Below are 21,837 nucleotides of genomic sequence, written 5' to 3' on the forward strand. Positions count from 1 at the left end.
TGCCGTGCTGCGGCCGCGGACTCGGGTGTCCAGTTGGTCCATTGATTTCCGTCCCAATAGCGCTGCTCACCGTTGGCGTGTGGCGCCGGATACCAGCCCGCAGGCGTAGACGGAGTATCGGACATGCGAGCCCCCAGGCTGTGTCGCGGCGCGGACATCGATGTCCCGCCTCCGCACAGCGTATCCGGGTGGGTGCACCTCGATGCCAAGGGAACCGTCAGGAGTTCCCAAAGAACCGCGGCCGAGCGGTAGGTTGACGGCCATGACTGGCCCGGTTCTGACGTCCAGACGAGCTGCCGAGTACTGCGGGATGGCCGTTCAAACCCTGTACAACCTGATCTCTCAGGGGCAGGGGCCGAAGCACTATAAGCAGGGAAAGCGGAACGCGTTCTACCCTGCTGACCTGGACGACTGGATCGGCTCGCGACTGCAACCCGCCACCGAAGCGGTGTCCAAATGTACACCTGATCAGGTGGTTTCTTCCAGATATGCTTCCACGGTGACTGATAGTGAAAAGAGGGGCTACACCGTGGCTGAGGCCTCCGCATACCTTGGGATCTCTGACTGGGTGCTGCGGGCTGAGATGCGCAACAACCGCATCGCCGCGAAGAGACGTGGCTCCACGATCCTCTTCGACCGCCACGAGTTGGACCGGTACTTCGACGACCTCCCCGAACGGATGCCTGGCAGATGAATGATGGACAGGTCGATCACGATGATCGCCACGAAGCGGCCGTTGACATCGTCGAACTCGCCCGCATCCTTAGCGTCTCTACGGACACCGTCTACCGGAAGGTGCGGTCCGGCGAGATCCCCGGATTCAAGCTGGGCGGGGTTTGGCGGTTCTTCCCGTCGAAGGTCATTGCACACCTCGAGCGCCCGGCTACCGATCCGTGGCGTCAGTCGGCTCGCTCTCGAGGGAGGAGGCGGGTGACGTAACGGTGAACGAAAGCGTCCGTATCGCACGCATATTGCACGCACTCCCCCGAGAACCGAAAAACCCCCGGAATTCCGGGGGTTTTGTGGTGCGCGATACTGGGATCGAACCAGTGACCTCTTCCGTGTCAGGGAAGCGCGCTACCGCTGCGCCAATCGCGCCCGTTCGGGCTATTCAGTTGTGCAGGCGAGGTGGCGACGGGATTCGAACCCGTGTAAACGGCTTTGCAGGCCGGTGCCTAGCCGCTCGGCCACGCCACCGCGTGTGGATTGACCCACGTGCCGTGATCTCGGGAGAGATCCCTGCACTCGAGCGGATGACGAGACTCGAACTCGCGACCCTCACCTTGGCAAGGTGATGCGCTACCAACTGCGCTACATCCGCATTTCGTTCCGGGATTCTCACCCCGGCACTTGGAAAACTTTAGCCCACGAATGGCGCACTGCCAAACCGAGCGCACGTCGCGCGTGTCTCGCGGAGTGGTTCGAGTGGGCCGCGCGCATCCGGTAGGATCGTTACTCGTCCCCCACGGGAGACGGGCGATTGGCGCAGTTGGTAGCGCGCTTCCTTCACACGGAAGAGGTCATCAGTTCGAGTCTGGTATCGCCCACCACACGAGTCCTTCAGCGCCGCCGGCGGTAGACGGTCACGAGCACGCCGTCCTGACCATAGGCGGTTGCCTCGACCAGGTTCCAGGCGGTCTTGTCCGGCGTCTCCGGCCACAGCTTGCGGCCGTGCCCGAGGACGACCGGGAACGTCATGAGGTGGATCTCGTCGACGAGGTCCAGCTGCAGCAGTCCCTGGACGAGCCGGATGCTTCCGGGCACCGAGATCTCGCCGTCCACCTCCGACCTCACACGGGCCACGGCCTCTCCGAGATCGCCGCGGAGCACCGTCGTGTTGGCCCATTCGGGAGACGCGAGGGTCTGCGAGACGACGTACTTCGGCATGCCGTTGTACTTGTCGGCCAGCTCTCCCTCGTACTCCGGCCATGCGCCGGCGAAGCCCTCGTACGTGCGCCTGCCGAGCAGCAGTGCCGAGGCCTGGAGCGCCTCGACCTCCTTGTATCGCTCGCCATCGGCGCCGCGATCGAACGCGAAGCTCCAATTCGGATAGCGGAAGTCCTCCCCTCCCGGTGCCTCCACCACGCCGTCGAGCGAGATGAACTGCGTCACCACGATGTCTCCCATGTCAGTTCTCCTTCACGAAGTCGCGCAGGGCGGCGGCGAGGACCTCACCGCTCGTGCCGTGGTTCTCGCCCGGCACCGCCCGCAGCATCGCCGTGGGCAGATGATCGGCGACCGCTCGGGCGCCGGCCGCGAGCTGAGGCCAGGTGGCGTCGCCGTGCAGGACGAGCACCGGCACATCGATCGCGTCCCACAGGTCGGGGCGGAGGGGTCGGCCAGACATCGTCTCGCCCACCTGACGGCCGTCATACGCGATGGTGGGCGCGATCGCCTCGAGCTGCGCCCACATCGATGCATCCTCGCGCACGCCCGCGGCCATCTCGGGCGGCAGGCCGACCGCGTCGGTGAGGAAGAGCAGCACGGCGTCTCCGGGCCGTCCCTCGGCGACGGCCGCGTCGAGCCGCTCGACGTAATCCGCGCGCAACGGCGGGCGCGCGTCGCCCACGACGACCGGTGGCTCGAACACCGCCAGACGCGCGATCGGAACGCCGGCCTGGGCAGCGTTGAGTGCGAGCAGCCCGCCGGAGGACCACCCGAAGACCGTCGCGGGGCGACCCCCACCGGCTTGTGCGATCACCGCGGCCAGGTCCTCGAACTCGCGCTCGGGGGCGTACGGGGCCGTGTCCGCGCTCGCGCCCCGGCCGCGGCGGTCGTAGTTGATCACGCGGAACTCGTCCGCCAGGCGCTCCGCCGCGGCGGCGTTCTCCGGCGTCGTCGCGCGATGGGCGGTGGCCCCGTCGATGATGACGATCGGATCGCCGTCGCCCCATGCCGAGTATGCGATGCGGGTGCCGTCTGCGGACTGGACAATGCCGTCGAGCATGTCGGTTCCTTCCGTGAGGATCGTGCGCGACGGTTCCGCCGCGTCGAAGCCACGCTATGAACCGTCCCCCAGCTCGGTCTTGTACAGAAGCGACAGCGCATCCTCGGGGGCGGGGTTCTGCAACTGCGTCGCGGTGCGCCCGATGAACCGCTGGAGTGAGCGGGCCAGGTGCGGCTGATCGTAGAAGCCGAGGGTATGCACGACCTGCGCCGTAGGGACGCCTTCTCCGAGGAGCAGTGCTGCTTGCCGCGCGCGCTCGATCTGCCGGATCGCGCCGGCCGTCAAGCCGGTCGCGCTGGCGACCCGGCGCTGCACCGACCGGGTGCCGACACGGGCGATCCCACCCCACACCACGTCGTCCACGAGCGGATCTCGGGTGAGCACTCCTGCGCGCACCAGCTTGTGGACGAACTGCTCGGCGTTCTCGAAATCCGGGATCTCCCACTCCTCGCCCCGCAGCACGAACCGGCCGCCCTCGACGTGGACGCTCTCCGATTCGGAATCGATGAGGCGACGACTGGGCAGGTGGGGCATGCTCGCGCCGTGCGCGAACGTGATTCCGAAGGATTCCGACTCGCCGTCGATCACGACGGCGGTGGGCCGGGTCTCGGGCCCGCGCACGGCCGCGTGGACCACGCCGTCGTCCTCCCAGAAGACGAGCTCCCACGTGGAGGTCGCGACGGAGTTCATGAACCCGGCGCCGCTGGTTTGCCCGCGCCACACCCGCGTGACGTAGGGCGAATCCGTATCGCGGTGCTCGCTCTCGATCGGCATCATGCCCTCGTCAGTTGCCGACGTCCCACCCGTGGCGGCGGTGCAGCGCGTCGGCCACGCGCACGAATCTCTCGAGCTCGAGAGCGGCGGCCTCCCGCCGCATGCCGTTGCGATGCACGCTGAAGATCTGCTCCACGTCCACCCACGACGGCCGGCCGCGCGAGTCCCAATCGCCCGTGCCGATCGGAAGGTAGTCGCGATCGCCGTCGTGGGCCTTGCTGGTCAGGCGGACCGCGTACACACGGTCCTCGTCCTGCCGTGCGATCACCAGGACGGGACGGTCCTTGCCGCGTCCGTCCGCCTCGTCGTACGGGACCCACGTCCACACGATCTCGCCCGCGTCGGGCTCGCCGTCGCGGTCAGGGGCGTATCCGATCCGCAACGCCGCCGGGGCCGGCGGTGCGACCTCGACGGTCGCCGTTCCTCCCGCGCGGGCCTCGGCCGCGGCATCCGCTCGCGCAGCGCGCTGGAGCTGATCGTCGAGGACGGGCAGACCACCGGCGGCGACGTTGACGACTCCCGGTGCGGCAGCGGAGAAGAACCGTCGGATACGGCCGAGGATGCCGGGGCGCGCAGTCATACCGGCACGATAGCGCGGAGGGGCGCCGCGGTCTCCCGCGGCGCCCCTCGGATCGGGGGGATCCTCGATTCAGGCGCGCGCGCCCTCGAGCACGTAGCCTTCTTCGCCGTGGACGACGGTGTCGATGCCTGCCACCTCGTCCTCGTTCTTCACACGGAAGCCGATCGTCTTCTCGATCGCGAACCCGATGACATACGCGAGCACGAACGAGTAGATCATCACGGCGAACGCGGCGATCGCCTGGACGAGCAGCTGCGTGGCGCCGCCGCCCATGAACAGGCCCACATCGGTGGCGAAGAAGCCGATGAACAGGGTGCCGATGAGACCTCCGACGAGGTGGATGCCCACCACATCGAGCGAGTCGTCGAAGCCCCACTTGTACTTCAGCTCGATCGCGAGGGCACAGACGGCACCGGCGATGAGGCCGAGCACGATCGCCCAGAACGGCGTCACCGAGGCGCACGCCGGGGTGATGGCGACGAGACCGGCGACAGCGCCCGACGCGGCACCCACCGAGGTCGGCTTGCCGTCCTTGAACTTCTCCACGACGAGCCACGCCAGCAGAGCGGCCGCGGGAGCCGCGATGGTGTTGACGAAGGCGAGGGCGGCGACCCCGTCGGCGGCCAGCTCCGAGCCGGCGTTGAAGCCGAACCAGCCGAACCACAGGAGCCCCGCGCCCAGGAGCACGAACGGCGGGTTGTGCGGGACGTGGACGCCCTTCTGGAAGCCGAGGCGCTTGCCCAGGACCAGAGCGAGCGCGAGTGCCGCGGCGCCCGCGTTGATGTGGACCGCGGTGCCGCCCGCGAAGTCGATCGCGCCGGCGCCGAACCACTCCTGCAGACCCATCGTGATCCAGCCGCCGTAGGCGAAGCTGCCGTCCTCGGCGAGGCCGAAGTTGAACACCCAGCTGGCGACCGGGAAGTACACGATCGTCGCCCAGAGCAGCGCGAAGATCATCCACGAGCCGAACTTGGCGCGGTCGGCGATGGCACCCGAGACCAGAGCGACCGTGAGGATCGCGAAGGTCGCCTGGAACGCGACGAACGCGAGCGGCGGGTAGGCGCCGTCACCTGCTTCGAGCAGGCTCGCCAGGCCGAGCTCGTTCCAGTCGATCGTCCAGGGAGCCTGGATGGTGCCCTCCGCGGTCGAGGGGAACGCGATCGCGTAGCCGTAGAGCACCCACAGCACGCCGATGAGGCCGAGGGCGCCGAAGCTCAGCATCATCATGCTGATGACGCTCTTGGCCTTCACGAGTCCGCCGTAGAAGAACGCGAGTCCTGGTGTCATCAACAGCACGAGCGCTGCGCATATCAGGATGAATGCGGTGTTTCCTTGATCCATCTCGAGGTGAACCTCTCTGCAGGGACGCAGGTGTAGCGTCGGGTCCCCTCAGTGTCGCCATCGACGGTTTCGGCAGCCGTCCACCCCGTGTTTCCCGTGCGTTACACGATGCCCGCGCACGTAAACATCGTGTTTCGTGCAGGCGGGAGCGTTCCGCGAATCACGCGGATGCCGCGGCGCCCGACGTCAGGCGAGAGTAGAGGCGACCAGGCGCGAGATCGCGCGCAGGTACTTCTTGCGGTAGCCCCCCGCGAGCATCTCGTCGGGGAACGCCAGGTCCAGCGACGTCCCCGTGGCGCGGATCGGAAGCTCCGCGTCGTACACCCGGTCGATGAACGCGACGAATCGCAGCGCCGCGGACTGGTCGGTGAACGGCTCGACGTCACGGATGCCGACGGTCGAGAGGCCCTCGATCAGCTTGATGTAGCGCGACGGGTGCACGCGGGCGAGGTGGCCGACGAGGTCGGAGAACCTGTCATCCGAGGCGAGCCCCCGCGCCGCAGCATCCGCGATCGCCGCTTCGTACTCCGGCTCCGAGAGGACCGCGGCGTGCCCGTCGACAGCGCGATGACGGTAGTCGGTGCCGTCGATCCGAATCGTCTGGAAGCTCGAGGCCATCGCATGGATCTCGCGCAGGAAGTCCTGCGCGGCGAACCGGCCCTCGCCGAGGGCGTTGGGTGGAGTGTTGGACGTCGCGGCCAGCCGTGTGCCCGATGTGACGAGTTCGGCCAGCAGGCGCGTCATCACCATCGTGTCGCCCGGATCGTCCAGCTCGAACTCGTCGATGCACAGCAGGTCCGAGCCGCGGAAGAGGTCGACCGTGTTCTGGTAGCCGAGCGCGCCGACCAGCGCGGTGTACTCGATGAACGAGCCGAAGTACTTCCGGCGTGCGGGCATCGCGTGGTACACGGCGGCGAGCAGGTGGGTCTTGCCGACACCGAACCCGCCGTCGAGGTAGACGCCCGGCTTCGTCTCGGGTCGCTTCGCACGGCGGAAGAATCCGCCTTTCGCGGGCGTCGCGGCGCCGGCGAAGACCGAGAGGAGATCCTTTGCCTCCTGCTGGGACGGGTACGCCGGATCCGCCCGGTACGTCTCGAAGGTCGCGTCGGCGAACTGCGGCGGAGGTACGAGGGCCGCTACCATCTCGGCGCCGGTGAGCTGCGGAGTGCGCTCCGCAAGGTGGATGACGCCGTTTCGCGTGGCGGGGGATGTCATGCGTGTCCTGTGTGGGTGTGGCGAAGGCCTGTGTCGGAGTCTTACGCGGTGATGCGCGGGCCCGCCGGGGAATCTAGGGTCGAAGAAGACGGTTCAACACTAGTCGTCGCACTTTCGCCCCCGGCCCGAGGAGCACCCCATGTCTGTCGAGACCGACACGTCGTCCCAGAAGTTCGCCGAGTACGCCGAACCCGGGCGGCTGGTGACCGGTGAGTGGCTCCAGGAGCGACTGGATCAGCCGGGTCTTGTCGTGGTCGAGTCCGATGAGGACGTCCTCCTCTACGAGACGGGTCACATTCCCGGTGCGGTGAAGGTGGACTGGCATACGGAGCTCAACGATCCCGTCGTGCGCGACTACGTCGACGGTGAGGGCTTCGCGCAGCTGCTGAGCCGCAAGGGCATCGCCCGGGACGACACGGTGGTGATCTACGGCGACAAGAACAACTGGTGGGCCGCGTACGCGCTGTGGGTGTTCTCGCTCTTCGGGCACGAAGACGTGAGGCTGCTCGACGGCGGACGAGACAAGTGGATCGCCGAAGGCCGTCCGCTCACGACCGAGCCGACGTCGCGGACGGCGACCGACTACCCGGTGGTCGAACGCGACGACGCCGCGCTGCGCGCCTACAAGGAGGACGTGCTTGCGCACATCGGCGCGGGTCCGCTCATCGATGTGCGCTCGCCCGAGGAGTACGACGGGTCGCGCACGTCGGCACCCGCGTACCCCGAGGAGGGCGCGCTGCGGGCAGGTCACATCCCGACGGCCCAGAGCGTGCCGTGGGGGCGCGCCGTCGCCGCGGACGGCGGCTTCAAGCCGCGCGCCGAGCTGGAGGCGATCTACCGGGACGAGGCGGGCCTGCGCGACGGCGACGCCATCGTCGCCTACTGCCGCATCGGCGAGCGGTCGAGTCACACGTGGTTCGTGCTGCGTCACCTCCTGGGCTTCGCCGACGTGCGGAACTACGACGGCTCCTGGACCGAATGGGGCAGCGCCGTGCGCGTGCCGATCGCGACGGGTGCGGAGCCGGGCGACGCCGCACCGGGACGGTGACCATGACCGACGCCCTTCCCGAGAGCCTCGCCGAGATCCGCGACGAGTTCCTCGAGCTGCCCGAGTCCGATCGGCTGCAGCTGCTCCTGGAGTTCTCGCAGGAGCTCCCGCCCGTGCCACCCGAGTACGAGAACCACCCCGAACTGTACGAGAGGGTGGCCGAGTGCCAGTCCCCCGTCTTCATCGTGATCGATGTGGACGAGGATGACATCGTGGGGATGCACGCCACCGCGCCGGCCGAGGCGCCGACGACGCGCGGGTTCGCGAGCATCCTGGCTCAGGGGATCACGGGCCTGTCCGCTGACGAGGTTCTCGCGATCCCGGCCGACTTCCCGCAGAGCATCGGTCTGACGCGCGTCGTGTCGCCGTTGCGGATCTCCGGTATGACGGGCATGCTCATGCGCGCGAAGCGACAGGTCGCCGCCAAGCGACCGGCATCGCGGCCGACGGCGTGACGGACGCCGGTCAGTCCTCGGCGCCGGCGAGCGCCGAGGTCACGCCGCGCGCGTCGAGCCACGACCGGATGCTGTCGCTCCATCTCGCCTGGTCGTAGTTCCACAGTTTCGTGTGGCGCGCGACATCGAAGACCTCGAGCTCGACCAGGTCCGGACGCGCGACGACGAGGTCGTGCGATGCGTCCGACGGCACGAACCCGTCGTCATCGCTGTGGAGGATCAGGATCGGATGCCGCAGCTCGGCCGCCCGCGCGACGACATCCAGCCGATCGAACGGGATGCCCCCGCCGGTGCGCGTGAGCGGCGAGGCCCATTCCGACTTCAGGGCCTCGATCGCCAGCCCGCTCACCGCGCTGGGCACGCGCTGCGCGCGCGCCTGATACTCGAGGACGATGCGCCAGTCCACGACCGGGGATTCCAGGATGAGGCCGGCGATCGCGTCGGTGTGCGCGGAGTTCAACGACAGCTGGAGGGCGATGGCGCCGCCCATCGACCATCCCATGACGATGATGCGCCGAGCCCCACGGCGGCGTGCGAAACCGACCGCCGCATCGACGTCCCGCCACTCCGTGGCCCCCAGGGTGTAGGCGCCGGCGCGGCTGCGCGGCGCCTCGCCGTCGTTGCGGTACGACACGACCAGCGACGTGATCCCGAGCGAGTGGAAGAGCGGGACGGCACGCAGGCATTCCGCCCGCGTGGTTCCGCGGCCATGCACCTGGATCACCCAGACGTCGCCGTCGCCTGCGGGGAAGAGCCAGGCCGGGCACGGACCGACCGTCGCGCCGATGAGCTCGGAGGTGAACGGCAGATGCAGCTGCTCCGGCCGGTCGAAGTACCAGCCGCTGAACGCGGCGTCGGGCGCGAGCCTCGCGTCGGTGCCGACGTGGGTCAGCAGCTTGCGCGTGACGCTGGTCTCGCTCTCGGACAAGACCGAGCCGAGCTTGACGTAGTCCGCCGTGCCCGTCGTGAACAGCCCATATCGTCCCGGCAGCTCGGTATCGGACGTGCGGGACAGGGTGATGGTCTGCGCAGCGGTGTCCAGCGACAGGATCCGCGTGTCGGGGACCCGGCCCGCAGGGGTCACGACCTTTCGTGCCATGCGCACCGACCCGGCGGCGAGCAGCGCGAGCGTGCCGGCCAGGGCGACGCTCAGCACGGTGAGCGCACCCTTGACGCCGGCCACGAGTGCGGGTGAGGCGCCGCGCATCGCGGCGCGCCTGGAGACGACCATCGAGGCCTCAGCCTAGTCTGTCGGCGTGGCTGACCAGCGTCCTCCCGGGGCATCGTCGTCGTTCGCGCAGGCGGCCGAGGAGGTGCGCGCGGTGGAGTTCCGCGCCGACCTCACCGTGCGCGAGATCCCGGCGCCTTCCGGCATCGCCCCGAGTGCCATCGCGATCGCCGGCGACGTGCGGGCCGAAGAGGGCGCTGAAGGCGTGGACTCTCCGTACGGCACCGGCCGGCTCGTTCTGCTGCACGACCCGGACGAGCCCGCGTCCTGGAACGGGCCGTGGCGCATCGTGTGCTTCGCACAGGCGCCCCTCGAGCCCGACATCGGAACGGACCCGCTGCTGGCCGATGTCGCGTGGGCGTGGCTGACGGACGCCCTGAAGTCACGGGGCGCCGCCTTCCACTCGGAGTCCGGAACAGCCACGAAGACACTGTCCAAGGGGTTCGGCACACTGGCCGCGGAAGGCGACGGCGCGCAGATCGAGTTGCGCGCTTCATGGTCCCCGGAGGGCGCCATCGCCGCGCACGTGGAAGCATGGGCGGAGTTGGTGTGCATGCTCGCGGGTCTCCCGCCGGGCTCGGAAGGGATTGCCATGCTGGGTTCACGCAGGTCGGCGCGTGGCTGATTACGTCGTCATCGATACCGTCGAGGGGGCCGTCGAAGCCGCTCGCGTGCTCGCCGCCGGCTCCGGCCCGGTGGCGGTGGACGTCGAGCGTGCGTCGGGCTTCCGCTACTCGCAGCGCGCCTACCTCGTGCAGGTCTTCCGGCGCGGCGCCGGGCTGTTCCTGTTCGATCCGCCGCCGATCGGTGACTTCCAGGCGCTGCAGCAGGCGATCGGCGACGAGGAGTGGATCCTCCACGCGGCGAGCCAGGACCTCCCCTCGCTGCGCGAGATCGGGCTCGAGCCCGCGACGCTGTTCGACACGGAACTGGCGGCCCGACTCCTGGGGCACGAACGCGTCGGGCTGGGCGCCGTGGTCGAGGACGCGCTGGGGATCACGCTGGCCAAGGCCCACTCGGCGTCCGACTGGTCGACCCGGCCGCTTCCGCAGGCATGGCTGGAGTACGCCGCCCTCGATGTCGAACATCTCGTGGACGTGCGCGACAATCTCGTCCAGGAGCTCGTCGAGCAGGGCAAGACCGAGTTCGCGGCGCAGGAGTTCGAGGCCGTGCTCGCACGCGAGCCCAAGCCGCCGCGGGACGAGCCGTGGCGGCGCCTGAGCGGGCTGCACACCGTCCGCGGCCGCAAGGCCCTCGCGGTCGCGCGTTCGCTGTGGACGGCGCGCGAAGAGTATGCGCAGGAGCAGGATGTCGCCCCCGGGCGCCTGGTGCCGGACCGGGCGCTCGTGGCCGCCGTGCTGGCAGATCCGAAATCCAAGAGCGCCCTCGCTGCCGTGAAGGAGTTCACCGGCCGCGCCAGCAGGTCGCAGCTGGACCGCTGGTGGGGCGCGATCGAGGCGGGCAGAGCGTCGTCCGACCTTCCGCTCGAGCGGGCGACCGGAGGTGACACGCTGCCCCCGCCGCGCGCGTGGGCGGACCGAAACCCCGAAGCCGACGTGCGTCTGAAGGCGGCTCGGCCTCTTATCGAGCTTCGTGCCGAGCAGCTGGGCATGCCGACCGAGAACCTGCTGACGCCCGACCTGCTGCGCAGGGTCGCCTGGACTCCGCCTCAGCCGCTGACCGCGGCATCCGTCGGCGACGCTCTCACGTCGCTCGGAGCCCGGCCCTGGCAGATTGATCAGACTGCACAGCTGATCGTCGATGCCTTTGTCGGATCCGTGCAAGAGTCGCTCACGGCGTCCGAAACGGCTTCGTAGGTTTCCGCCACTCGATTCCGGCCGTTCTCCCGCCCCTCCTAGGCTGGCGTCATCCCTATGTTTGGAGGCAGAGTGGCCGAGATTTCGGACGTCTTCTTCGTCGATGGAATGCGCACCCCCTTCGGGCGCGCCGGCGAGAAGGGCATGTACTGGAACACCCGCGCGGACGACCTCGCCGTCAAGGCGACGATCGGGCTCATGGAGCGCAACCCGGGCGTTCCCAAGGACCGCATCGATGACGTGGCCATCGCCGCGACGTCGCAGACGGGCGACCAGGGCCTGACCCTCGGCCGCAGCGTGGCGATCCTCGCGGGACTCCCCCAGACGGTGCCGGGATTCGCCATCGACCGGATGTGCGCGGGCGCCATGACGAGTGTGACGACCATAGCAGGGTCGATCGGCGTCGGCATGTACGACGTCGCCCTCGCCGGCGGGGTCGAGCACATGGGACACCACCCGATCGGCTCCAACGCCGACCCCAACCCGCGGTTCGTCGCCGAGAAGATGGTCGACCCCGGCGCGCTCAACATGGGTGTCACGGCCGAGCGCATCTTCGACCGCTTCCCGCACCTGACGAAGGAGCGCTCCGACCGCTTCGGCATGCTGAGCCAGCACAAGGCGCAGACGGCGTACGACACCGGCAAGATCCAGCCCGATCTGGTGCCCGTCGCCATCAAGGACGCCGACGGCTCGTGGGGTCTGGCCACGGAGGACGAGGGCCGTCGCCCGCAGACCACGATGGAGGACCTCGCCGGTCTGAAGACCCCCTTCCGTCCGCACGGACGCGTGACCGCGGGCACCTCCTCGCCCCTCACCGACGGGGCGACGATGTCGCTGCTCGCCGGTGGCGCGGCGGTGAAGGAGCTCGGTCTCGCCCCCAAGATGAAGCTCGTCTCGTTCGCGTTCGCCGGCGTGCAGCCCGAGATCATGGGCATCGGACCGATCCCGGCGACCGAGAAGGCGCTGCGCAAGGCCGGCCTGACGATCGCCGACATCGGACTGTTCGAGCTCAACGAGGCTTTCGCCATCCAGGTGATCTCGCTCCTCGATCACTTCGGCATCGCGGACGACGACCCCCGCGTCAACCAGTGGGGCGGCGCCATCGCCGTCGGCCACCCGCTCGCCGCGTCCGGCGTGCGGCTGATGATCCAGCTCGCGGCCCAGTTCGCCGAGCGCCCCGACGTCCGCTACGGACTGACCGCCATGTGCGTCGGGCTCGGCCAGGGCGGCTCGGTCATCTGGGAGAACCCGCACTACGACGGCAAGCGGAAGAAGTAAGGGCTCGCTGGAATGACGAACTACGAACAGATCGACTTCTCCCCCATCCAGGCGCTGACCGACGGCGAGGTCGTCACGCACTCGCGCGTGCGCGACATCCGGCTCCCGTCCGGCAAGGTGCTCGCGCTCATCACGCTCGACAACGGGCGCGACCACACGCGGCCGAACACGCTCGGTCCCGCCACGCTCACCGAACTCGGCGAGACCCTCGACGGGCTGCGCACGCGCGCCGGCAAGGGCGAGATCCAGGCGGTCGGCATCACCGGCAAGCAGTACATCCTTGCTGCGGGCGCCGACCTCTCCGACATCTCGAAGGTGGGCTCGAAGGACAACGCCCGCCTGATCGCGCAGCTCGGCCACCACGTGCTCGGCAAGCTGTCCGATCTCGGCGTGCCGTCCTTCGCCTTCGTCAACGGGCTCGCGCTCGGTGGCGGGCTCGAGATCGCGCTGAATTCCACGTACCGGACAGTGGATGCCTCGGCCGCGGCGATCGCGCTGCCCGAGGTGTTCCTCGGCATCATCCCGGGCTGGGGCGGGGCGTACCTGCTGCCGAACCTCATCGGCATCGAGAACGCCCTCGAGGTCGTGATCTCGAACCCGCTCAAGCAGAACCGCATGCTCAAGCCAAAGCAGGCGCTGGATTACGGCATCGTCGACGCGATGTTCCCGGCGGCGAACTACCTCGAGGACTCGCTCCGCTGGGCAGACGGGGTGCTCGGCGGCACGGTGAAGGTCGAGCGCAAGCACGAACCCGGCAAGATCGAGCGCCTCACGAAGTGGCCGATCGCGGTGAAGATGGCGCGCGGCATGCTCGAGTCGAAGATCGGCACCGTGCCGCGCTCGCCCTATGCGGCCCTGGACCTGCTCGACAAGGCGAAGAGCGGCACCAAGGCGGAAGGGTTCGCGCGCGAGGACGAGGCGCTGGCCGACCTCGTCACGGGCGATCAGTTCGCGGCATCCATGTATGCCTTCGATCTCGTCCAGAAGCGCGCCAAGCGCCCTGTCGGCGCTCCCGACAAGGAACTCGCCAAGAAGGTCACGAAGGTCGGCATCATCGGCGCCGGGCTCATGGCCAGCCAGTTCGCGCTGCTGTTCGTGCGCAAGCTGCAGGTGCCGGTCCTCATCACCGACCTCGACCAGGCTCGTGTCGACAAGGGCGTGGCGTACATCCACGACGAGATCGGCAAGCTCGAGGCGAAGGGACGCCTGGACGGCGACGCGGCGAACCGGCTGCGGGCGCTGGTGACCGGAACGACCGACAAGGCGCTGTACGCCGACTGCGACTTCGTGATCGAGGCCGTCTTCGAAGAGGTCGGGGTCAAGCAGCAGGTGTTCGGCGAGATCGAGCAGATCGTCGCCGAGGACGCCATCCTCGCCACCAACACGTCGTCGCTGTCGGTCGAGGAGATCGGCGCCAAGCTGGCACACCCCGAGCGTCTTGTGGGCTTCCACTTCTTCAACCCGGTGGCCGTGATGCCGCTGATCGAAGTGGTGAAGACGCCGCAGACTTCGGATGCCGCCCTCTCGACCGCGTTCGTGGTGGCCAAGAACCTCGGCAAGAACGCGGTGCTGACCGCGGATGCTCCCGGATTCGTCGTCAACCGGCTGCTCGCGAAGGTCATGGGCGAAGCGGCTCGAGCGGTCTACGAGGGAACACCCGTTGCCGACGTCGAGAAGGCGTTCGCGCCTCTCGGACTGCCGATGGGCCCTTTCCAGCTCATCGACCTCGTGGGCTGGAAGGTCGCGGCGCACGTGCAGGACACCATGGTGGGGGCGTTCCCGGACCGCTTCTACGCCAACGACAACTTCCACGCGCTCGCCGAGCTGCCCGAGGTCGTGGAGAAGGACAAGGGCGGTCGGGTCACAGGCTGGACGAAGGCGGCGGAGAAGATCCTCAAGCCGGCGGTGGGCTCGTCTCCGGCATCCTCCGCAGTGATCCTCCAGCGCGTGCAGGACGGCCTCGCGCAGGAGATCAGGATCATGCTGGACGAGGGCGTCGTGCCCGAGGTCGAGGACATCGACCTGTGCCTCATCCTGGGTGCCGGCTGGCCGTTCATCGACGGCGGCGCGTCGCCCTACCTCGATCGTGAGGGCGCCTCCGAGCGGGTCTTCGGCGACACGTTCCACCACCCCGTGATCAAGGGCATCGGCTCGTAACACACTGCGAATCGGCGAAAGGGCACGTTCTCCGCGTGAGAACGTGCCCTTTCGGCGTCCGGGCCGCTAGTCGCGGGCGTCGCGCGTGCGCGCGAGGTCGCCGATCGTGGGGATCTCGCTGGTGGGAGTCGGTTCGCCGTTCTGGGCGCCTCGCGCCACTGGGATGCGGGTGCCGAGCACCTGGGCCACCACGTCCTGTGCGATCTTGGCCGGTGTGAGCCCGGCATCCTCGAGGATCTCCTCGCGGGTGGAGTGGTCGATGAACTCGTCGGGCACACCGAGCTCGTCGACGGCCGTGTCGACTCCGGCCTCGCGCAGCACCTGGCGTACGCGCGTGCCGATCCCGCCCACGCGGATGCCGTCCTCGATCGTGATCACCAGGCGATGGGATGCCGCGAGATCGACGATCGACGGCTGCACGGGTACGACCCACCGCGGGTCGACGACTGTCGCGCCGATGCCCTGGGCGCGCAGCCGGCGCGCGACATCGACCGCGATGTGCGCCATCGGGCCGATGCCGACCAGCAGCACATCCTGCGCGGTGGAACGCACCAGGACGTCCACCCCGTCGGCGAGCCGCTCGACGGCCGGCAGCTCCGGGCTGACGCTGCCCTTGGGGAATCGCACGACGGTGGGGCCGTCGTCGACGGCGACGGCCTCATGCAGCGCCTCGCGCAGCCGCTCCTCGTCACGAGGCACGGCGATGCGCACGTGCGGCACCAGCTGAAGCATCGCGAGATCCCAGATGCCGTGGTGGCTCGGGCCGTCGGGGCCGGTGACCCCGGCGCGGTCGAGCACGAAGGTCACGCCCGCCCGGTGCAGGGCGACGTCCATCAGTACCTGGTCGAACGCACGGTTCATGAAGGTCGCATAGATCGCCACGACCGGGTGCAGTCCCCCGAATGCCAGCCCCGCCGCGGACGCGACGGCGTGCTGCTCGGCGATGCCGACGTCGTAGACCCGATCCGGGAATCGCTGTGCGAAGGGCAGCAGCCCCGTGGGACGCAGCATGGCGGCGGTCATGGCGATGACGTCGTCGCGCTCGTCACCGATCGTGACGAGCTCGTCGGCGAAGACATCGGTCCAGGCCACCCCGCTGCCACCGCCGACGGCCTCACCGGTGAGGGGGTCGATCTTCCCGACCGCGTGGAACTGGTCGGCCTCGTCCTCGAGGGCCGGGGCGTACCCGCGGCCCTTCTCGGTGATGGCGTGCACGATCACCGGGGCGCCGTACTCCTTGGCGAGTTCGAGCGTCTCGATGAGGGTGGGCAGATCGTGGCCGTCGACCGGCCCGAGGTATTTGATGTCGAGGTTGGAGTAGAGCGCGGCGTTGTTGGTGAAGCGCGAGAGGAAGCCGTGCGTGCCGCCGCGGACGCCGCGGTACACCGCCCGGGCCGCCGGCCCCAGCTTGCGGAACAGGGTGTCCGAGCCGCGGTGCAGCGAGCGATACGTCTCGGCCGTGCGCACCCGGTTGAGGTAGCGCGCCATGCCGCCGATCGTGGGAGCATACGAGCGGCCGTTGTCGTTGACCACGATGATGAGGTTGCGATCGTTGTCGTCGGAGATGTTGTTCAGCGCCTCCCACGTCATGCCACCGGTGAGCGCACCGTCGCCTACGACGGCGATGACGTGGCGATCCTTGCGTCCGGTGCGCGTGAGAGCCCGTGAGACCCCGTCCGCCCAGCTGAGCGAGCTCGAGGCGTGTGAGGACTCCACGACATCGTGCGCGCTCTCGGAGCGCTGCGGATAGCCGGCCAGGCCACCCCGCGCACGGAGCCTCGAGAAGTCCTGTCTGCCGGTCAGCAGCTTGTGGACGTACGACTGGTGCCCGGTGTCGAAGATCATCGGGTCGGCGGGCGAGTCGAACACGCGGTGCAGAGCGATGGTGAGCTCCACGACGCCGAGGTTGGGGCCGAGATGACCGCCGGTCCGCGAGACATTCTCGACGAGGAATCCGCGGATCTCGTCCGCGAGCTGCTCGAGTTGATCGAGGCTCAGTGCGTCGAGATCGCGAGGCCCGGTGATGGACGACAACAACGACATCCCGGCTCCTTTCCGGCCCCGGAAGGGCTCTGCAAGTCTACCCGGGCATGAAGCGGGGACCGGATGCCGCAGCATCCGGTCCCCGTGAATCAGCTGTCAGACGAGCGAGCGCAGCACGTACTGCAGGATGCCGCCGTTGCGGTAGTAGTCCGCCTCACCGGGCGTGTCGATGCGCACCACGGCGTCGAACTCGACGGTCTCCTTGCCGGGCGCCGAGAACTCGCTCGGGGCCGCCGTGACGTGGACCGTCTTGGGCGTGACGCCCTCGTTGAGCTGCTCGAGCCCCTCGATCGAGACGATCTCGGTGCCGTCGAGTCCGAGGGACGACCAGCTCTGCCCGGCCGTGAACTGCAGCGGCACGACGCCCATGCCGATGAGGTTCGAGCGGTGGATGCGCTCGAAGCTCTCGGTGATGACCGCCTTGACGCCCAGCAGGCTGGTGCCCTTGGCCGCCCAGTCGCGCGACGAGCCCGAGCCGTACTCCTTGCCGCCGAAGATCACCAGCGGGGTGCCCTGGGCCTGGTAGTTCTGGCTCGCGTCGTAGATGAACGACTGCGGTCCGTCCGGCTGCGTGAAGTCGCGGGTGTAGCCGCCTTCGACGATCTGCCCGTCGTTGACGGCGGCCACGAGCTCGTTCTTCAGGCGGATGTTCGCGAACGTGCCGCGGATCATGACCTCGTGGTTGCCGCGGCGCGAGCCGTACGAGTTGAAGTCCTTCTGCGCGACGCCGTGCTCGGTGAGGTACTGCGCCGCCGGCGTGCCGGCCTTGATGTTTCCCGCAGGCGAGATGTGGTCGGTCGTGACCGAGTCACCGAGCGTCGCCAGCACGCGTGCGCCCTGGATGTCGGCGACCGGGGTCAGCTCCATGGTCATGCCGTCGAAGTACGGAGGCTTGCGCACGTACGTCGAGGACTCGTTCCACTCGAAGACGTCGCCGGTCGGGGTCGGCAGGTTCTTCCAGCGGTCGTCGCCCTCGAACACGGTGGCGTACTGCTTGGTGAACATGTCCTCGCTGATCGACGAGTCGATCGTCGCCTGGACCTCGGCGGCATCCGGCCAGATGTCCTTCAAGAAGACGTCGTTGCCGTCCTGGTCCGTGCCGAGCGGGTCGGTCTCGAAGTCGAAGTGCATCGAGCCGGCCAGCGAGTACGCGATCACGAGCGGCGGGCTCGCGAGGTAGTTCATCTTGACGTCGGGGTTGATGCGGCCTTCGAAGTTGCGGTTCCCCGAGAGGACGGCTGTCACGGCGAGATCGTGCTCCTGCACGGCCGCCGACACCTCCTCGATGAGAGGACCGGAGTTGCCGATGCACGTCGTGCAGCCGTAGCCCACCGTGTAGAACCCGAGGTCTTCGAGGTCCTTCGTGAGACCGGCCTTCTCGTAGTAATCGGTGACGACCTTCGAGCCCGGAGCGAGCGTCGTCTTGACCCACGGCTTGGCCTTGAGGCCCTTCTTGACCGCGTTGCGGGCGAGCAGGCCGGCGGCGAGCATGACCGACGGGTTCGACGTGTTCGTGCACGAGGTGATCGCCGCGATCGTGACCGCGCCGTTGTCGATGATGTACGGGCTGCCGTCTTCGGGCGTCACCGTGACCGGCTTGGATGCCGCGGCCGGTCCGCCGCTGGCGATGTGCACGGTCCGCGTGACCGGCTCCTCCTCGCCGGGAACGGCGCCCGGGTCGGAAGCCGGGAACGAGTGCTTCGACTCGAGGTCGACGATCGAGGTGGACTCGGTCGGGTTGGCGTAGTTGACGATGTCCTTCTCGAACTGCGACTTGGCGTCGGTCAGCCGGATGCGGTCCTGCGGGCGCTTCGGGCCGGCGATCGAAGGAACGACCGTCGACAGATCGAGCTCGAGGTACTCGCTGAACACGGGCTCGACCGCGGGGTCGTGCCACAGGCGCTGCTCCTTGGCATAGGCCTCGACGAGCGCGAGGCTCTGCTCGCTGCGCCCGGTGAGCCGGAGGTAGTCGATCGTCACGTCGTCGATCGGGAAGATGGCGGCGGTCGAGCCGAACTCGGGGCTCATGTTGCCGATGGTCGCTCGGTTCGCGAGCGGGACGGACGCGACGCCTTCGCCGTAGAACTCGACGAACTTGCCGACGACGCCGTGCTGGCGCAGCATGTCGGTGATCGTGAGGACGACGTCGGTCGCGGTCACGCCCGTCGGGATGCTGCCCGAGAGCTTGAAGCCCACCACGCGCGGGATGAGCATGGACACCGGCTGGCCGAGCATCGCGGCCTCAGCCTCGATGCCGCCGACGCCCCAGCCGAGCACGCCGAGGCCGTTGACCATCGTGGTGTGCGAGTCGGTGCCGACGCAGGTGTCGGGGTAGGCGCGGAGGACGCCGCCGACCTCCCGGTCGTAGATGACCTTGGCGAGGTGCTCGATGTTGACCTGGTGGACGATGCCGGTCCCGGGCGGAACGACCTTGAAGTCGTCGAACGCCGTCTGTCCCCAGCGGAGGAACTGGTACCGCTCGCCGTTGCGCTCGTACTCGATCTCGACGTTGCGCTCGAGGGCGTTCTCGGTGCCGAACAGGTCGGCGATGACCGAATGGTCGATCACCATCTCTGCAGGCGACAGCGGGTTGATCCGCTTGGGATCTCCGCCGAGGGCTTCGACGGCCTCGCGCATGGTGGCGAGGTCGACGATGCAGGGGACACCGGTGAAGTCCTGCATCACCACGCGGGCCGGCGTGAACTGGATCTCGGTGCTCGGCTCGGCATCGGCATCCCATGCCCCGAGGGCCTGGATCTGCTGCTTGGTGACGTTCGCGCCGTCCTCGGTGCGAAGAAGGTTCTCGAGGAGCACCTTCAAGCTGAACGGGAGCCTGTCGTAGCCCTCGACGGTGCTGATGCGGAAGATCTCGTAGTCGGTGCTGCCGACCGTCAGGGTGCTCTTGGCACCGAAGCTGTCAACCGTGGACACGTGTGTCTCCTTCGTCGGCGGCGGGATCGGGCCGAGGCCCGGCATTCCCATCTTCCCCCGCCTCGAAGCCGTCGGCTAGTGAGGTCAACCTAATCCGTGAGGGGAAGAATTTATCTCGATATCAAGATAAATGTATCACTTCGCAGCCGGCGGGTAGAGCGCTCGCACGGCGAGCCACGTCACCGCGACCAACGGCGCGAAGAGCGGGAGCCCCATCACCAGCTTCAGGGTGCCGAGCGCGGTGATCGCACCCGGCTCGCCCGCCAGATCTGCCAGGTACAGCGGCAGCTGCACCAGGAGCCGCGCCGCGAACAGCGACGCCCAGGCGATCGCGAGCCAGAAGAACACCCGCCGCTTGCGCTTGTCCGCGCGCCACGCGGTGCCCTCCCCCATCAGGAAGCCGACCGCGAGACCGATGAGCGACCAGCCCACGAGGGCCGAGATCAGGAACGCCGACCCGTACACGGCGTTCGTGATGAAGCCGGGGATGAAGTTGTTGCCTGCTTCGCCGGTGAATGCGGCGAACGCCGCCGCCGCGCCGGCCGCGACGAGTCCCCCGATCGCAGCGGTGACCGGCTGCCGGGCGATCAGTCGCACGACGGTGAAGACGAGCGCAATGCCCACCGACAGCCCGAGCGAGAGCCACAGGTTGCCCTCACCCGTGGCCGGGTCGATCGTCACGGTGTAGACGACGATGAACACCAGACCCGGCAGCACGGACTCCAGGACGCCGCGCCAGCCGCCCATGGCCGCCCACACGACATGACCGGTGCTCTTGTTCTCGGCGGGATCCAGGCCGGCGCGCCGAGCTGCGCCCCCGAGGGCGGCGCCGAACAGGTCGGATGCCGAGGGCTGCTCGGGCTCGGACTCCGGGCCCGGCGGCGAGAGGTCGGGGCGCTCGCTCACGCGGAGCCCGGGGTGGCGGGCATCCGCAACGGGATGAGGTCGCGCGGCGGCATCGGCGAACCGCCACGCACCACGACGATCGAGCGGAACAGGTCCTCCACCTTCGCGGCAGCCTCGACGTCGCTCGTCGCGGCACCGCCGATAACCCCGCGCAGGAACCACCGCGGGCCGTCGACCCCGATGAAGCGCGCGAGGCGCTTGCCCGCCGTGCTGTCAGGACCAGAGACGACGGGGACCTCGGCGAGCAGCTCGGGCCCGAGCGGGCCCTCTCGCTCCTCGACGCGGCCGCCCTGCTGGCGGATCTGCTGACGGATCTGCTCGCGCGTCTCTTCCCAGAGGCCGGCAGATCGCGGCGCCGCGAACGGCTGCACCTGCAGAGTGGAGTCTGCGTAGTCGAGGCCGACGGCCACGATCCGCTTGGTCTGCTCCTCGACCTCGAGGCGCAGGTTCAGGCCCTCGCGCGGGAGGATCTTGATTCCGCCCAGATCGATGTAGGGCCGCACCGGATTGGCCTCGGACTCGTCGAACGGTCCCGTCTCGGCGCGGTTCGCCGGTGCCACCTTGCGCGGTGCGTCGGCGGGAGTGGGGTCGGTCATGCCAGGACTCCGTCCTTCTTGTCTTGGTCGCCGGGAACCCCCTGCGAGGACTCCCCGGCGCTCGTCGGCGGCTCCGCCGCGCCCCCGTTGTAGCCGGTGGAGCCGAAGCCGCCCTCGCCTCGGGTGCTCTCGGGCAGCGAATCCACCGGGATGAACCGTACGCGCGGCACCGGCATGACGATCATCTGAGCGATCCGGTCGCCCACCGCGATGTCGTGGGCGTGCTCGGCGTCGGTGTTGAGCAGGATGACCTTGATCTCGCCGCGGTAGCCGGCATCCACCGTGCCCGGTGCGTTGACGACGGTGATCCCGTGCTTGGCGGCCAGGCCGCTGCGCGGCACGACGAAGGCGACATGGCCCTCGGGAAGGGCGATGCGGATGCCGGTGCCCACGACCGCGCGCTGTCCGGGCTCGAGACGCACGGCCTCTGAAGCCACCAGGTCGGCCCCCGCGTCTCCGGGGTGCGCGTAGGCGGGGGCATCGGGGGCGATAATGGGGACGTCCACCGTTTCAGTCACCCC

The 21,837-nt window shown here is 68.7% G+C and carries 20 protein-coding genes, 4 tRNA genes and 2 pseudogenes; 10 read left to right on the forward strand and 16 right to left on the reverse strand.

Annotated elements, in window-relative coordinates; translation table 11 throughout:
* Positions 1-17: 17 nt before the first annotated feature.
* Positions 18-158: pseudogene (locus HF576_RS20885) on the reverse strand (DUF2510 domain-containing protein); the annotation flags it as partial.
* Positions 159-262: 104 nt separating this feature from the next.
* On the opposite strand from HF576_RS20885, the pseudogene HF576_RS20890 reads away from it, so the two are divergent.
* The 3 genes and pseudogenes from HF576_RS20890 to HF576_RS20895 all read left to right on the forward strand — a co-directional run.
* A pseudogene (locus tag HF576_RS20890) lies at positions 263-409 on the forward strand (helix-turn-helix transcriptional regulator); the annotation flags it as partial.
* A 90-nt stretch (positions 410-499) separates the two neighbouring features.
* Positions 500-694, forward strand: a complete 195-nt coding sequence (locus HF576_RS20805) for a helix-turn-helix domain-containing protein (protein ID WP_343234322.1) — start codon at positions 500-502, stop codon at positions 692-694.
* On the forward strand, positions 691-939 hold the full coding sequence (locus tag HF576_RS20895; RefSeq protein ID WP_168913939.1) for a helix-turn-helix domain-containing protein: 249 nt from the start codon (positions 691-693) through the stop codon (positions 937-939). The genes HF576_RS20805 and HF576_RS20895 overlap by 4 nt, the downstream gene beginning before the upstream one ends.
* An 84-nt stretch (positions 940-1,023) precedes the next feature.
* Here the strand turns inward: HF576_RS20895 and HF576_RS16510 are convergent.
* The 3 genes from HF576_RS16510 to HF576_RS16520 form a co-directional block, all read right to left on the reverse strand.
* Positions 1,024-1,098: transfer RNA gene (locus HF576_RS16510), tRNA-Val, on the reverse strand.
* A gap of 28 nt (positions 1,099-1,126) precedes the next feature.
* Positions 1,127-1,197, reverse strand: a tRNA-Cys gene (locus HF576_RS16515).
* Between the two features lie 51 nt (positions 1,198-1,248).
* A tRNA-Gly gene (locus HF576_RS16520) sits at positions 1,249-1,321 on the reverse strand.
* Positions 1,322-1,474: 153 nt separating this feature from the next.
* Here HF576_RS16520 and HF576_RS16525 point away from each other — a divergent pair.
* A tRNA-Val gene (locus HF576_RS16525) sits at positions 1,475-1,550 on the forward strand.
* 10 nt (positions 1,551-1,560) lie between these two features.
* Here HF576_RS16525 and HF576_RS16530 read toward each other — a convergent pair.
* The 6 genes from HF576_RS16530 to zapE form a co-directional block, all read right to left on the reverse strand.
* Complete coding sequence (locus tag HF576_RS16530) at positions 1,561-2,127, reverse strand: dihydrofolate reductase family protein (protein ID WP_168913940.1); 567 nt, start codon at positions 2,125-2,127, stop codon at positions 1,561-1,563.
* Position 2,128: 1 nt separating this feature from the next.
* Complete coding sequence (locus tag HF576_RS16535) at positions 2,129-2,947, reverse strand: alpha/beta fold hydrolase (RefSeq protein ID WP_168913941.1); 819 nt, start codon at positions 2,945-2,947, stop codon at positions 2,129-2,131.
* A gap of 54 nt (positions 2,948-3,001) precedes the next feature.
* On the reverse strand, positions 3,002-3,721 hold the full coding sequence (locus HF576_RS16540; protein WP_168913942.1) for a helix-turn-helix domain-containing protein: 720 nt from the start codon (positions 3,719-3,721) through the stop codon (positions 3,002-3,004).
* 10 nt (positions 3,722-3,731) lie between these two features.
* Positions 3,732-4,301 (reverse strand): type II toxin-antitoxin system PemK/MazF family toxin, encoded by a 570-nt coding sequence (locus tag HF576_RS16545; protein WP_168913943.1) that lies wholly within the window; start codon positions 4,299-4,301, stop codon positions 3,732-3,734.
* A gap of 69 nt (positions 4,302-4,370) precedes the next feature.
* On the reverse strand, positions 4,371-5,642 hold the full coding sequence (locus HF576_RS16550) for an ammonium transporter (RefSeq protein WP_168913944.1): 1,272 nt from the start codon (positions 5,640-5,642) through the stop codon (positions 4,371-4,373).
* 186 nt (positions 5,643-5,828) lie between these two features.
* Positions 5,829-6,857: a cell division protein ZapE gene (zapE, locus tag HF576_RS16555; protein WP_168913945.1), complete on the reverse strand. Its 1,029-nt coding sequence runs from the start codon at positions 6,855-6,857 to the stop codon at positions 5,829-5,831.
* A gap of 139 nt (positions 6,858-6,996) precedes the next feature.
* Between zapE and HF576_RS16560 the strand changes: the two genes are divergently transcribed.
* Complete coding sequence (locus HF576_RS16560) at positions 6,997-7,905, forward strand: sulfurtransferase (RefSeq protein ID WP_168913946.1); 909 nt, start codon at positions 6,997-6,999, stop codon at positions 7,903-7,905.
* 2 nt (positions 7,906-7,907) lie between these two features.
* On the forward strand, positions 7,908-8,360 hold the full coding sequence (locus HF576_RS16565; protein ID WP_168913947.1) for a SufE family protein: 453 nt from the start codon (positions 7,908-7,910) through the stop codon (positions 8,358-8,360).
* 10 nt (positions 8,361-8,370) lie between these two features.
* Here HF576_RS16565 and HF576_RS16570 read toward each other — a convergent pair whose 3' ends face one another.
* A complete protein-coding gene (locus HF576_RS16570) occupies positions 8,371-9,591 on the reverse strand; it encodes an alpha/beta hydrolase family protein (RefSeq protein ID WP_168913948.1) in 1,221 nt (406 codons plus the stop codon).
* A 25-nt stretch (positions 9,592-9,616) separates the two neighbouring features.
* Here HF576_RS16570 and HF576_RS16575 point away from each other — a divergent pair, with 25 nt between their 5' ends.
* The 4 genes from HF576_RS16575 to HF576_RS16590 all read left to right on the forward strand — a co-directional run bounded on the left by HF576_RS16575 (position 9,617) and on the right by HF576_RS16590 (position 14,840).
* Entirely contained in the window at positions 9,617-10,213 is a 597-nt protein-coding gene (locus HF576_RS16575) for a DUF3000 family protein (RefSeq protein WP_168913949.1), read from the forward strand.
* On the forward strand, positions 10,206-11,405 hold the full coding sequence (locus HF576_RS16580; protein ID WP_168913950.1) for an HRDC domain-containing protein: 1,200 nt from the start codon (positions 10,206-10,208) through the stop codon (positions 11,403-11,405). The genes HF576_RS16575 and HF576_RS16580 overlap by 8 nt, the downstream gene beginning before the upstream one ends.
* A 72-nt stretch (positions 11,406-11,477) precedes the next feature.
* On the forward strand, positions 11,478-12,683 hold the full coding sequence (locus HF576_RS16585; RefSeq protein WP_168913951.1) for an acetyl-CoA C-acyltransferase: 1,206 nt from the start codon (positions 11,478-11,480) through the stop codon (positions 12,681-12,683).
* 12 nt (positions 12,684-12,695) lie between these two features.
* Entirely contained in the window at positions 12,696-14,840 is a 2,145-nt protein-coding gene (locus HF576_RS16590; protein ID WP_168913952.1) for a 3-hydroxyacyl-CoA dehydrogenase NAD-binding domain-containing protein, read from the forward strand.
* Positions 14,841-14,906: 66 nt separating this feature from the next.
* Here HF576_RS16590 and dxs read toward each other — a convergent pair whose 3' ends face one another.
* From dxs to dut, 5 genes are all read right to left on the reverse strand, one after another.
* The gene (dxs, locus tag HF576_RS16595; protein ID WP_168913953.1) at positions 14,907-16,883 is read right to left on the reverse strand and encodes a 1-deoxy-D-xylulose-5-phosphate synthase; all 1,977 of its coding nucleotides are present in this window, start codon (positions 16,881-16,883) and stop codon (positions 14,907-14,909) included.
* 96 nt (positions 16,884-16,979) lie between these two features.
* Positions 16,980-19,814: an aconitate hydratase AcnA gene (locus tag HF576_RS16600; protein WP_168913954.1), complete on the reverse strand. Its 2,835-nt coding sequence runs from the start codon at positions 19,812-19,814 to the stop codon at positions 16,980-16,982.
* Between the two features lie 135 nt (positions 19,815-19,949).
* Positions 19,950-20,720 carry a DUF3159 domain-containing protein gene (locus HF576_RS16605; protein ID WP_168913955.1) on the reverse strand — a complete coding sequence of 257 codons (771 nt, stop codon included), beginning with the start codon at positions 20,718-20,720 and terminating at the stop codon, positions 19,950-19,952.
* A complete protein-coding gene (locus HF576_RS16610) occupies positions 20,717-21,316 on the reverse strand; it encodes a DUF3710 domain-containing protein (protein WP_168913956.1) in 600 nt (199 codons plus the stop codon). Before HF576_RS16610 ends, HF576_RS16605 begins: the two co-directional genes overlap by 4 nt.
* On the reverse strand, positions 21,313-21,834 hold the full coding sequence (gene dut, locus HF576_RS16615) for a dUTP diphosphatase (protein WP_343234323.1): 522 nt from the start codon (positions 21,832-21,834) through the stop codon (positions 21,313-21,315). The genes HF576_RS16610 and dut overlap by 4 nt, the downstream gene beginning before the upstream one ends.
* Positions 21,835-21,837 lie beyond the last annotated feature (3 nt).

Source organism: Microbacterium salsuginis (assembly GCF_012524205.1).
Taxonomy (GTDB): domain Bacteria; phylum Actinomycetota; class Actinomycetes; order Actinomycetales; family Microbacteriaceae; genus Microbacterium; species Microbacterium salsuginis.

What these genes read in the sequence shown, in the direction of transcription:
- HF576_RS16550 (WP_168913944.1), bottom strand. Translation starts at nt 5,642, where the DNA reads ATGGATCAAGGAAACACCGCATTCATCCTGATATGCGCAGCGCTCGTG.
- dxs (WP_168913953.1), bottom strand. Translation starts at nt 16,883, where the DNA reads ATGTCGTTGTTGTCGTCCATCACCGGGCCTCGCGATCTCGACGCACTG.
- HF576_RS16565 (WP_168913947.1), top strand. Translation starts at nt 7,908, where the DNA reads ATGACCGACGCCCTTCCCGAGAGCCTCGCCGAGATCCGCGACGAGTTC.
- HF576_RS16560 (WP_168913946.1), top strand. Translation starts at nt 6,997, where the DNA reads ATGTCTGTCGAGACCGACACGTCGTCCCAGAAGTTCGCCGAGTACGCC.
- HF576_RS16540 (WP_168913942.1), bottom strand. Translation starts at nt 3,721, where the DNA reads ATGCCGATCGAGAGCGAGCACCGCGATACGGATTCGCCCTACGTCACG.
- HF576_RS16530 (WP_168913940.1), bottom strand. Translation starts at nt 2,127, where the DNA reads ATGGGAGACATCGTGGTGACGCAGTTCATCTCGCTCGACGGCGTGGTG.
- HF576_RS16610 (WP_168913956.1), bottom strand. Translation starts at nt 21,316, where the DNA reads ATGACCGACCCCACTCCCGCCGACGCACCGCGCAAGGTGGCACCGGCG.
- zapE (WP_168913945.1), bottom strand. Translation starts at nt 6,857, where the DNA reads ATGACATCCCCCGCCACGCGAAACGGCGTCATCCACCTTGCGGAGCGC.
- HF576_RS16590 (WP_168913952.1), top strand. Translation starts at nt 12,696, where the DNA reads ATGACGAACTACGAACAGATCGACTTCTCCCCCATCCAGGCGCTGACC.
- HF576_RS16570 (WP_168913948.1), bottom strand. Translation starts at nt 9,591, where the DNA reads ATGGTCGTCTCCAGGCGCGCCGCGATGCGCGGCGCCTCACCCGCACTC.
- HF576_RS16545 (WP_168913943.1), bottom strand. Translation starts at nt 4,301, where the DNA reads ATGACTGCGCGCCCCGGCATCCTCGGCCGTATCCGACGGTTCTTCTCC.
- HF576_RS20895 (WP_168913939.1), top strand. Translation starts at nt 691, where the DNA reads ATGAATGATGGACAGGTCGATCACGATGATCGCCACGAAGCGGCCGTT.
- HF576_RS16535 (WP_168913941.1), bottom strand. Translation starts at nt 2,947, where the DNA reads ATGCTCGACGGCATTGTCCAGTCCGCAGACGGCACCCGCATCGCATAC.